The following is a 10759-nucleotide window of genomic DNA, read 5'->3' as shown; positions in this document are numbered from 1 at the left end:
AGTCTGCAGAAAAAGATCTTTTGGACACAAAAAATACTCCCCTTTGTAGTCAGATTTTTATTTTTTAATCTGTCTACCTTAAGGGGAGCATATCACTCCTAAAGGACGTGTATATCTTTCAATCCATTAGGAGTTTTAGTTATGAATTTTGCATCGATCTTCTTTTCAAAACAAGCCCAAATCCCATAATGATAAAGCCTACAAATAGTGTAATAATAGAAAGAATAAAGGCTCTGAAAGCGATTAAAACACCAACGAGAGAAAAAGTAAAAATAACAAGAATGGCTAATAATAATTTTGATATTTGAATAGATTTCATAAGTTCACCTCGATTATAGTATCTAGTATATACCGTTATATGTAAAGAAAAAAGCTAGTAACTTTTTGAGCAGGAATAGTAGTATATCTTGTGTGAATTTAGTATGATAGATGTTATGGAAGGATTCAGAGAAGTTGGAGGGAAAACAGTGGTAAGACAAGATGTATTGGAAGTGCCAAATGATTTATGGCCAATTGCAGATTTTTTTATGCAAGGTTTAGGGAATGAAGTAAATATAACTAACGAAAACGAAATGGCCATGTTAATAGAAGGTTTTCTATATTTGTACATAACGATTGTCATTTTAACTATATTGGCTTATAAATTTGGATTTGCTAAAAAATTACCACCATTAAAGTCTGCGGTGGTCTATATAATATTAATGGTGGGCATGTTTTTTATCACTTTAATATTTGGTCTGAATTTACCAGTTGCAGAAAGTTTAGCGGTAATTGCTGCCATTTTAGGTTTGTACCGGTTAAGGTTACATCAAGAACGAAAAAAACGTACAGAGTAGATTTTTTTATGTAGAGAAGAATAGACCCTACCACTTTACAAAGTGGTAGGGTCTATTCTAAATATACGAGTCTTCATCGTTTTGTTTTCTGTATAGATGAAAATTTCCTGTTGCAATTCTTGCCTGTGTCTTTTCTGTTATTCGATCATTACATTCTTTACATAAATACGTATGGATTCTTCTATTTCTAAGCTTTTTAGCTTCTGGACTATTGCTATCAATATTATCTATTACATCACATATTACACATTTTACGCGCATACAATCACCTCAATTAAAACTTTATTATCTCATAGTGTAACATATTTTAAACTTTAACATTGATTTTAAATGTTTTAAAATAGTAATCAAGGGTAAACTATTTCCAGATAGATGACTTTATAAAGGAGTAGTGGTTATCGTGAAAAAAAGAGTTATGTGTGCAATAGGAGCTAGCGGAATCGCAGCAGTTACGTATTATTTAATGGATGATAAAAAGAAAGAGCAAGTAAATCAAAAGGTTAAATCAACTGTAAATCAAATTAAAAATATGGGAAAAAATGATCTACCAATTGAAGAGGCAGGACATCCAGAAAAGGATAATCTTGACAATGCTGACATGGTTGCAGAGGGCTCTCAATTTGGAGTGAATTATTACAATAAAGTACGACAGTAGATTAAAAAGAAACCTTCGAAATGTTTAGTCATTTTAAGCATATCGAAGGTTTTTTTATTTAATCTAGTACTTCATTAGATTGTTCTTCCTCAATTTCATCTAACTTTTCTTTTTCATCTTTATTAAGTTGATTTTTGTTCTGATTTTCATTATTTTCTTTTTCTTTAATCGGTGTTTCAGGAATATATCTTCCAACAATTTCTGCAAGCTCTTCTCTAATTCCTTCTCTTGGCTCACCAGTTTGAATGCTTTTAGTTATATTTTGTAATCTTGTAAATATGTCACCGTCTGCAAATACCATTGCTTCACTACCGTGGAGATCATGTTCAACCGCTTCTGTAACAGCATATTTTATTGTGCCTACACGTGCTCTATCTAAATCCTTATCCACGTCAATTCCTATTAATACTCTTTTACCGACAACAATTGCTGTTGCGTCATTAACACCTGGAACCTGACTTGCAAACTTAGCTAAATATTTAGCTTTTTCTTGGTTGCTAAAAGAAATTTCCTCATTAGGGTCAGAATTTTCAACATTAATTTGTCGCGTGTTTTTAGAAATATCTTCGGGCTCGGCTTGATTCTGATTACACCCAACAATTAGCAGGGCAGAAGCTAATAATACGAACCATTTAGTCATAAAAAAACCTCCTTTATTGATATCATTTTACAAATGTAAAATAATATTCAAAAAGAAGATTTTAAAATTATATAATCTTTATTTGCTTAATCCCTTTTATTGGGTTTTCTTTGTTTGAACCATCAGCAAATAGAAAGTATGCTGGTCCTTGTTCCTTAATTTGACGACCATCAATTGCAAATAGTAGTAAACCGTCTTTTAATTGTTCTATATCGACGGTATGAGAATCGTCATCAGTTTGAAGAACCGCATTTGTTGCTTCTTTTTTTATTTCAGCATGGTTTAAAAAATCAATTAACGGCATAACATATGTATTAGAGAGCCATTCTTTACGGTTTGATGCAGTTATTTTGTTTTTTACAGGTGGTTTTACTCGCTCTTGATAATCTACCTGATCAAATACGTCTGTAGGAACAGTTTCTTCATTCTCTAAAGTAATATCTTTATTAAAAAAATCATCCCACTTAATTTTTCTATCATCAAATATCCAAACACTAGGATCTAATGTAATGGGAAAATTCACATTTCCTTTAATTTGTATAATCATAATCCACACCTCCATAATTTTTCCTTCTTTATCATAGCAGAATAAGAGGCTGAATTCATATAATTTAATTAAGAATTTTAATAGATATCTTGCAATTTTAAAATTTTAGAGATAATATTAAGTGAAGAAGTTAGTTTTAAACGGAGGGGATTGTTTTGATACCTGAAGTGGCTGTTAGTAAAGAGGAAAAAGCCTACGCCCTTCTAAAGGCTGATGCTGATAAAATTTTGCAGTTAATTAAAGTTCAAATGGAAAATTTAACCATGCCACAATGTCCATTATATGAGGAAGTCTTAGATACACAAATGTTTGGTCTTTCAAGAGAAATAGATTTTGCAGTTCGTCTGAATTTAGTACAAGAAGAAGACGGAAAAAAAATTCTAGAAAATCTAGAAAGACAATTAAATGTATTACATGAAGCTTCGATACAAGTTTAAGTAATACTTTTTATAGTCGAAAAAAGCCTTTGCCTCATGGCGAGGTTTTTTATTTTTTGAAAAGAAATGAGAATAAAGTTGGATTTTCTTTACATATACGCATTTTTTGAAAGTTTCATGCTAATATAAAATAGTATCTTTTTAAATATAACTATCTCGAGGTATCGAATATGAAGCAAACATGGAAAACGTTTGATTTTACATTACTTTTTACACCATTAATTCTATCATTATTTGGCATTGCTATGATATACAGTGCGAGTATGGTTTCTAGTGTGATAGCCGGAAACCCAGCTTATCATTTAATGAGTAGGCAATTATTATGGTTTGGAATAGGTTTAGTGGCATTTGTTTTTACTAGTTTATTTAATTACCATTTTTATCAAAAAATAATAAAATTTATTATAGTAATTTTAATCATTTTATTATTTTCTGTCTTATTTTTCGGTAGTACATTAAATAATTCTACTTCTTGGATTTTGATTGGACCATTTTCAGTCCAGCCATCCGAATTTGTGAAGCTCGGTTTAATTATTTATTTGGCTGCAATATACTCTAAAAAACAGGGGTATATCGATGATTTTTTAAAAGGTGTATTGCCTCCATTAATTATCACTGGTTTATTATTAGCGCTGATTATTCGCCAACCAGATATCGGTACTGCTGCTATTATCTTTTTAATTGCTAGTAGTGTTATATTAAGTTCAGGTATCAAATGGAAGCACTTATCCGTACTGATTATTATCGGTGTTATTGTCTTAGTTGTTGGTGGCATGCAAATGATCACAGATGAGCGAATTTCTAGATTCACCGGTGCTTATGAGCCCTTTAGCGATCCAGATGATGGGGGTTATCAATTAATTCAATCCTATATTGCGATGGGTACTGGTGGGATAACAGGTGAAGGTATAGGTCAAGGTATTCAAAAGCTTGGCTATCTCACACAACCAGAAAGTGATTTTATCATGGCAGTTATTGCAGAAGAGCTTGGTTTCATCGGAGTTTTACTCGTGATTGGAGCAATTGCTCTTATTGTATTAAGAGGTCTCTATATTTCGAGAAAGTGTAAAAATAATTTTGGTTCGCTCTTAGCAATTGGAATATCTTCTATGATTGGTATCCAAGCGATGATTAACTTAGGTGCGATAAGTGGACTACTGCCCATTACGGGTGTTCCCTTACCATTTATAAGTTATGGAGGTTCCTCCTTAATGGTTATGCTTATTGGAACTGGGATTTTAAATAATATTGCAAGACATGTGAAGCACGAAATGATCTATGACGAGTCTTATGAAGTGGATGTAAAAGAGGAAGAACGAAATGTAAATAATCATCCAGTCAGAAATTTTAATAGACAAAAAAGAAGCACGAGAGGCTAATTGGTTTCCTCTGTGCTTCTTTTTTTCTTGGTTAATTATCTTTTTCAAAACGATAGCTTCGATAGGAGAGTAGCAGATAGTAACATAATAGACCAAAATATAACGCAATAACTAATGCGTGCATTAGTGCTACGAAAAGGTTCCCCAATGTGAAAATTATAAAAGCACCAAAGATAACCTGTAATAAGATTAAAAAGGTTGTAATTTTCCACCCTTGATACATTACTTTATTATGACTGTAGTGTTTTTTAATTTGGAATAATAATAAAATGGTCCAAATAAATGCTATTCCAGCTAATGCTCTATGTCCCATTTGAACCCACTGCCCAAAATTATACTCGAAAGAAAGAGGGGAGTTGTTATCACAAAACGGCCAACTATCACAAGCTAGGCTGGAGTTTATATGACGGACTAAAGCACCGGAATATACAACACACAATACATATATCGTTAATGAAATAAATTGAATTCGCATTTTCTTACCGATCACCAATGATGTTGCATCAAACTTCTTATCAATTTCAAAGATTAATAGTGTTAGTAATAGAACTGCGGCGAACGATATTAAAGAAATACCAAAATGTAGCGCCATTACAAAGTCAGATTGTGACCACAAAACTGCAGCTGCACCAATTAGTCCTTGAACGACCAAAAAGAAAATGGAAATAAAAGCTAAAAACTTTGTTTCTCGAATGTGACCTATTTTCCTCCAAGCTAGAATAGATAATAATAGAACAACAAATCCAGCAAGTGCAGATACAACTCGATGGCTTAATTCTACAAATAACTCAAAAGAAATTTCACCTTCGCAGTGGGGCCAATTAGCACCACAACCCATGCCTGAGTCCGTTTTTGTAACTAGTGCCCCTCCAATTAAGACAAATACCATAATTAAAGTAGAGAGGATAGAGAGTATTTTAAGTAATTTCACAATAGTTGCACCTCATACTGATTAGAAAATATCACATAGGACAAATAACTTTGCCATTATTTATCTTACGATTGCTTCCATATACTAACACGTTTTCTTCATAATTTCATTTCTTCTCTAAAAAAGCTTGCAATAGATGTTCGTGTTTGCTAGAAATAGAGAAGGAGATTTAGAAAATACGATATATAAAATTGATCGTAATATGATTAATCATACTGCATCTTAGAATTTTGTTGGCATTTTTTAAAAAAATTCACAAAAATGTCACAAATTAAAATCTATTGTATCGGAAAATAGATTGAAAAGGAAATACATGATACAATATTTTTGACTGTATCAAAGTATGTACACTTTACAAACTTTTTGGTATTGAAATTTGGGAAAGGGGGTTAAGGTGCAAGTATGGAAAAGTTAGAATCACCACCTCAAAAAGTAATAAGCAGCGCTGAAGTCAGTGGTGCCACTGCCATAATATCTGATTTGAAATCATTATTCAAAATTGGAATTATCAATTCTAACACAATGACTGCGTTTGCTGGATTTTGGTTAGCTTTATATTATACTGATGCCTCTTTTTCAAATTTATGGCACATCTTACTTGTAACTTTAATAGGTACTGCCTTTGTTATAGCAGGAGGTTGCGTATTAAACAATTATTATGATCGAGATATTGATCCTGTTATGAGCAGAACCAAGCAGCGACCTACGGTTACTGGGTCAATTCAGTTGTCACATATTTTAACTATAGGTATTGCTTTTTCTGTGATAGGAGTATTAATCCTTTCACTTGCTTCGATCCAAACTGCGATTTATGGAGCAATTGGTTGGTTTGCTTATGTGGTGTTATATACGATGTGGTCTAAGCGTCGATATACGATAAATACCGCAATTGGGAGCTTATCTGGAGCTATTCCTCCCATTATTGGGTGGTCAGCAGTAGACCCTAATTTACATCCAGCTGCTTTTATATTGTTTCTCATTATGTTTATTTGGCAAACACCACACTTTCTAGCGTTAGCAATGAAAAAACGAGATGAGTATAAAGCTGCAGGCATTCCAATGCTCCCTGTCGTCCATGGTTTTGCCATGACAAAACGACAAATGGCTATCTATGTAACATGTTTATTGCCGCTACCACTATATTTGATTAATTTAGGATATATTTTTTTAACGATCGCTACATTATTAAATATCGGTTGGTTAATCCTCGCTATCAGAGGTTTTTTCATTAAAGATGATATGAAATGGGCTTCTAACATGTTCTTCTATTCATTAATTTATTTAACAACAATCTTCCTTACGATGATCATCGTAACTATTCCGGAAGTTATTGTTTTAAATTAGCATAAAAATTCTATGCTGAATTATAAAAAAGCAAAAGTAGAAAGAGAGGTATTTGCATGAAAGGTTGGATGGGAAAAATCCGTACTCTGTCATTATTTGGGTTTATGGCAATTATTCTTTCAGGGTGTGGAAGAGAAAATTTAACTGCCCTAGTTCCAAAAGGTTATGGAGCAGAGGAATCATTTAAAGTGATTTTAATTTCCATAGCTGTTATGACACTTGTATTTATTGTTGTTATGACGATATATACATATGTTTTAATTCGTTATCGTCAGAAAAAAGGGCAAGAGAATATGATTCCGAAACAAACAGAGGGAAATAAAGCTTTAGAGGTTGTTTGGACTGTAATACCAATTTTATTATTAATTATTATTGCTGTTCCAACACTCACAACAACATATGATTTAGCATCAACGGAAGGCAAAGAAGATGCAATCAATGTTAATGTAACAGGGAACCAATACTGGTGGCATTTTGAATACCAAGGGGAAGAGATTCAAACAAGTCAGGATATGTATATCCCTGTTGGTGAAAAAATTTATCTTACAATGCGTTCAGGAGACGTAATTCACTCTTTTTGGGTACCATCAATATCTGGGAAAATGGATGTGAATCCTGAGAATGACAATGTGATGTATATTGAGGCATATGAAGAGGGCGTTTACTATGGAAAATGTGCTGAATTATGTGGTGAATCACACTCATTAATGGATTTTAAAATTGTAGCAGTAAGTCAGGAAGAATATGACCAATGGGTTACTGACATGCAAAATGTAGATCCTGAAGCTACACCAGAATCAACTACTGCGCAAGAAGGGCAAGAACTATTTGCTAATAGTTGTTTAAGCTGTCATGCTATCGGTTCTTCACCAGTAGCAGTTGGCCCTAACTTAACTAATTTTGGAGAAAGATCTAAAATTGCTGGTGTGTTACCTTATGAAAAAGAAGAATTAGTAGAATGGATCTTAGATCCTGAATCTAAAAAACCGGGTAATAAGATGTCAAATGCTCCATACTTAAATGATGGTTCGATTGGTGAGGAAGAAGCAGATAAAATTGCTGACTACCTCATGCAGTTAAAACCTTCAGAAATTACTACGAAGAGTGCGGAATAATATTTATAAATTGGGATGGATGATGTTAAGGGAGGTTAATAAGCGTGAGTAATTCGATTGCGCAAAACAGAAGCTTTGGCGCTGCTATGTGGGATTATTTAACAACAGTAGACCACAAAAAAATAGGTATTATGTATTTGGTCGCTGGTGGATTTTTCTTTTTACTTGGCGGTTTAGAAGCAATGGCAATAAGATGGCAATTAATAAAACCTGAAAATGATTTTGTTAGTGCCGGATTTTATAATGAACTGATAACAATGCATGGTACAACCATGATATTCCTTGCAGCAATGCCGTTGATTTTTGCATTAATGAATGCAGTAGTTCCATTGCAAATTGGAGCAAGGGATGTTGCATTTCCATTTTTAAACTCATTGGGTTTTTGGTTGTTTTTGTTTGGGGGTATTCTCTTAAACTGTAGTTGGTTCTTAGGTGGAGCACCAGATGCTGGTTGGACCGCTTATGCACCGCTATCAACAATTTCTCCAGGTGAGGGTGTAGACTTTTATGTATTAGGTTTACAAATATCTGGTGCTGGTACGTTAATAGGTGGTATTAACTTTTTAGTAACCATCGTTAATATGCGTGCACCTGGTATGACTTATATGCGTATGCCATTATTTACATGGACAGCATTTATAACGAGTACATTAATTTTGTTCGCTTTTCCAGCACTTACAGTCGGTCTATTCTTGATGATGTTTGATCGTTTGTTTGGTTCAGGATTTTTCGATGCAAGTATGGGAGGAAACTCCGTAATTTGGGAGCACCTTTTCTGGATTTTCGGACACCCAGAAGTATATATCCTAATATTGCCTGCATTCGGGGTGTTTAGTGATGTATTCTCTACTTTCTCTAAGAAGAGATTATTCGGTTATACAGCGATGGTTTTTGCAACTGTCTTAATTGGATTTTTAGGATTTATGGTGTGGGCTCACCACATGTTCACAGTAGGATTAGGTCCAGCTGCAAACTCAATATTCGCAGTAGCAACGATGGCTATTGCTGTACCTACAGGTATTAAAATCTTTAACTGGCTATTTACGCTGTGGGGTGGAAACATTAAAATTAATTCTGCCATGCTTTGGGCATTAGGTTTTATTCCATCTTTCACACTTGGTGGTATGACCGGGGTTATGCTAGCAGCAGCCTCAGCTGATTATCAATACCATGATAGTTATTTTGTAGTTGCACACTTTCACTATGTAATTGTAGGTGGAGTTGTATTTGGAATATTCTCAGGGTTACATTACTGGTGGCCAAAAATGTTTGGTAGAATTTTAGATGAAACTTTAGGAAAGATTACATTCTGGACGTTTTTTGTCGGTTTCCACCTAACATTCTTTATCCAACATTTCTTAGGACTAATGGGTATGCCAAGAAGATACTGGGTTTATTTAGAGGATCAAGGCTTGGATTTTGGTAACTTGATTAGTACCATTGGTGCTTTCTTTATGGCTATTGGTGCGATCGTATTTCTATATAATGTTGTTATTACTAGTATCAAAGGTGAAAAAGCTGGTGCAGATCCATGGGATGGTCGTACACTTGAGTGGTCAATACCATCACCACCACCACACTATAACTTCACTCAGACGCCACTTGTTCGTGGATTAGATCCATTATGGATCGAAAAGTCTGAAGGAAGAAAAGGAATGACTCCTGCTGAACCATTATCAGACATTCATATGCCGAACGGATCAATCCTTCCATTTGTTATGTCGCTTGGATTATTTATTGCAGGTTTTGGTTTCATTTATCAAAAATATGATCTAGCTTGGTTATCACTAGTATTTATTGGAATGGGTATTTTATTAGGATCTATGTTGATTCGATCCCTAAAAGATGATCTTGGCTATCATATTCATAAAGAAGACTTGGAGAAGGAGGCTAGGAAATAATGAGTGAACACGATGTATTGAATCCAAAAGTGATGCCTCATGATCCAGAAAGAGCCACCTTAGAAGGTAAAAATAAATTCTTAGGTTTCTGGTTTTTCCTTGGTGGAGAAACTGTGTTATTTGCTAGTCTTTTTGGAACATATTTAGCATTAAGAAATTCAACCAATGGTGGCATGGCTTCTAATGAATTGTTTGGTTTGGAATTAGTTTTTATCATGACAATGTTTTTATTAACAAGCTCGCTTACAAGTGTGTATGCGATGTATCATATGAAGAATAATGATTTTAAGAAAATGCAATTATGGCTAGGAATTACAGTTGCATTAGGTTTTGCGTTCTTAGCTTGTGAGCTTTATGAATTTTATCACTATATTCATGAATATGAGTTTACTTTTCGTTCATCTGCATTTGGTTCTGCTTTTTATACATTAGTAGGATTTCATGGTGGTCACGTTGTATTTGGTTTGATGTGGATATTGGCGTTAATGTTTCGTAATGCGAAGCGAGGACTAAACCTATATAATGCACCTAAGTTTTACGTAGCAAGCTTATATTGGCACTTTATTGACGTTGTGTGGGTATTTATCTTCACAGTGGTTTATCTAATGGGGGTGCTTTAAAACATGGCTGATAAAGGAACAGAAGTTCATGAAGAGTTAGATTACCATAAGTATAAGAAAAAAGAAGAAATGAAGCGCCAGGTCATTACCTTCGCATTGATGATTGTTTTTACAATCATTGCGTTTGGTATGGTAGTTTCTGGCCTGGATAAGCTTTTCATTATTCCAATCATTTTAGTATTAGCAGCTGTACAAGTTGGCTTTCAACTTTACTATTTCATGCATATGAGCCATAAAGGCCATGAAATGCCTGCTTTAATGCTATATGGCGGAGTGTTTATTGCATTTTTGACAGTTCTCACAATGTTAGTATTAATTTGGTGGTAAGTAAAAAGTCTGGAATTTTGTATTCCA

General features: G+C 33.9%; 14 protein-coding genes. 9 read left to right on the top strand and 5 right to left on the bottom strand.

Going from position 1 to position 10759, the window contains the following annotated elements:
• Positions 1-139: 139 nt before the first annotated feature.
• Complete coding sequence (locus DFR57_RS09080; protein WP_114352829.1) at positions 140-319, bottom strand: DUF5325 family protein; 180 nt, start codon at positions 317-319, stop codon at positions 140-142.
• A gap of 148 nt (positions 320-467) precedes the next feature.
• On the opposite strand from DFR57_RS09080, the gene DFR57_RS09075 reads away from it, so the two are divergent.
• Positions 468-836 carry a YlaH-like family protein gene (locus DFR57_RS09075; protein ID WP_114352838.1) on the top strand — a complete coding sequence of 123 codons (369 nt, stop codon included), beginning with the start codon at positions 468-470 and terminating at the stop codon, positions 834-836.
• Between the two features lie 57 nt (positions 837-893).
• On the opposite strand, the gene DFR57_RS09070 is transcribed toward DFR57_RS09075, so the two are convergent.
• Positions 894-1097, bottom strand: a complete 204-nt coding sequence (locus DFR57_RS09070) for a YlaI family protein (RefSeq protein WP_114352828.1) — start codon at positions 1095-1097, stop codon at positions 894-896.
• 139 nt (positions 1098-1236) lie between these two features.
• Between DFR57_RS09070 and DFR57_RS09065 the strand changes: the two genes are divergently transcribed.
• A complete protein-coding gene (locus DFR57_RS09065; protein ID WP_245937426.1) occupies positions 1237-1491 on the top strand; it encodes a hypothetical protein in 255 nt (84 codons plus the stop codon).
• Positions 1492-1549: 58 nt separating this feature from the next.
• On the opposite strand, the gene DFR57_RS09060 is transcribed toward DFR57_RS09065, so the two are convergent.
• Together DFR57_RS09060 and DFR57_RS09055 are read right to left on the bottom strand one after the other, a co-directional pair.
• Entirely contained in the window at positions 1550-2131 is a 582-nt protein-coding gene (locus tag DFR57_RS09060) for a YhcN/YlaJ family sporulation lipoprotein (protein WP_114352827.1), read from the bottom strand.
• A gap of 67 nt (positions 2132-2198) precedes the next feature.
• Positions 2199-2678, bottom strand: coding sequence for a hypothetical protein (locus DFR57_RS09055; RefSeq protein ID WP_114352836.1), 480 nt, complete (start codon positions 2676-2678; stop codon positions 2199-2201).
• Between the two features lie 155 nt (positions 2679-2833).
• Here DFR57_RS09055 and DFR57_RS09050 point away from each other — a divergent pair, with 155 nt between their 5' ends.
• Positions 2834-3115 carry an Fpa/YlaN family protein gene (locus DFR57_RS09050; protein WP_114352826.1) on the top strand — a complete coding sequence of 94 codons (282 nt, stop codon included), beginning with the start codon at positions 2834-2836 and terminating at the stop codon, positions 3113-3115.
• Between the two features lie 170 nt (positions 3116-3285).
• The gene (ftsW, locus tag DFR57_RS09045) at positions 3286-4494 is read left to right on the top strand and encodes a putative lipid II flippase FtsW (RefSeq protein ID WP_114352825.1); all 1209 of its coding nucleotides are present in this window, start codon (positions 3286-3288) and stop codon (positions 4492-4494) included.
• Positions 4495-4525: 31 nt separating this feature from the next.
• On the opposite strand, the gene DFR57_RS09040 is transcribed toward ftsW, so the two are convergent.
• Complete coding sequence (locus DFR57_RS09040) at positions 4526-5428, bottom strand: COX15/CtaA family protein (protein WP_114352824.1); 903 nt, start codon at positions 5426-5428, stop codon at positions 4526-4528.
• Between the two features lie 399 nt (positions 5429-5827).
• Here DFR57_RS09040 and cyoE point away from each other — a divergent pair, with 399 nt between their 5' ends.
• Genes cyoE through ctaF form a run of 5 tightly spaced genes read left to right on the top strand, consistent with a single transcriptional unit; the run spans position 5828 to position 10732 of the window.
• The gene (gene cyoE, locus DFR57_RS09035) at positions 5828-6769 is read left to right on the top strand and encodes a heme o synthase (protein WP_114352823.1); all 942 of its coding nucleotides are present in this window, start codon (positions 5828-5830) and stop codon (positions 6767-6769) included.
• A 56-nt stretch (positions 6770-6825) separates the two neighbouring features.
• Positions 6826-7884, top strand: coding sequence for a cytochrome c oxidase subunit II (gene coxB / locus DFR57_RS09030; RefSeq protein WP_114352822.1), 1059 nt, complete (start codon positions 6826-6828; stop codon positions 7882-7884).
• Between the two features lie 44 nt (positions 7885-7928).
• Positions 7929-9785, top strand: a complete 1857-nt coding sequence (ctaD, locus tag DFR57_RS09025) for a cytochrome c oxidase subunit I (RefSeq protein ID WP_114352821.1) — start codon at positions 7929-7931, stop codon at positions 9783-9785.
• Complete coding sequence (locus DFR57_RS09020; RefSeq protein WP_114352820.1) at positions 9785-10405, top strand: cytochrome (ubi)quinol oxidase subunit III; 621 nt, start codon at positions 9785-9787, stop codon at positions 10403-10405. The genes ctaD and DFR57_RS09020 overlap by 1 nt, the downstream gene beginning before the upstream one ends.
• Before the next feature lie 3 nt (positions 10406-10408).
• Positions 10409-10732, top strand: coding sequence for a cytochrome c oxidase subunit IVB (ctaF, locus tag DFR57_RS09015; RefSeq protein ID WP_114352819.1), 324 nt, complete (start codon positions 10409-10411; stop codon positions 10730-10732).
• Positions 10733-10759 lie beyond the last annotated feature (27 nt).

It is taken from the genome of Saliterribacillus persicus (genome assembly GCF_003337485.1).
In the GTDB taxonomy this organism is placed as follows: domain Bacteria; phylum Bacillota; class Bacilli; order Bacillales; family Amphibacillaceae; genus Saliterribacillus; species Saliterribacillus persicus.
Note: the sequence above shows the minus strand (reverse complement) of the source record. Positions and strands in the feature narration are given on the sequence as shown.

What these genes read in the sequence shown, in the direction of transcription:
- DFR57_RS09080 (WP_114352829.1), bottom strand. Translation starts at nt 319, where the DNA reads ATGAAATCTATTCAAATATCAAAATTATTATTAGCCATTCTTGTTATT.
- DFR57_RS09070 (WP_114352828.1), bottom strand. Translation starts at nt 1,097, where the DNA reads ATGCGCGTAAAATGTGTAATATGTGATGTAATAGATAATATTGATAGC.
- DFR57_RS09060 (WP_114352827.1), bottom strand. Translation starts at nt 2,131, where the DNA reads ATGACTAAATGGTTCGTATTATTAGCTTCTGCCCTGCTAATTGTTGGG.
- DFR57_RS09055 (WP_114352836.1), bottom strand. Translation starts at nt 2,678, where the DNA reads ATGATTATACAAATTAAAGGAAATGTGAATTTTCCCATTACATTAGAT.
- ftsW (WP_114352825.1), top strand. Translation starts at nt 3,286, where the DNA reads ATGAAGCAAACATGGAAAACGTTTGATTTTACATTACTTTTTACACCA.
- cyoE (WP_114352823.1), top strand. Translation starts at nt 5,828, where the DNA reads ATGGAAAAGTTAGAATCACCACCTCAAAAAGTAATAAGCAGCGCTGAA.
- coxB (WP_114352822.1), top strand. Translation starts at nt 6,826, where the DNA reads ATGAAAGGTTGGATGGGAAAAATCCGTACTCTGTCATTATTTGGGTTT.
- DFR57_RS09020 (WP_114352820.1), top strand. Translation starts at nt 9,785, where the DNA reads ATGAGTGAACACGATGTATTGAATCCAAAAGTGATGCCTCATGATCCA.
- ctaF (WP_114352819.1), top strand. Translation starts at nt 10,409, where the DNA reads ATGGCTGATAAAGGAACAGAAGTTCATGAAGAGTTAGATTACCATAAG.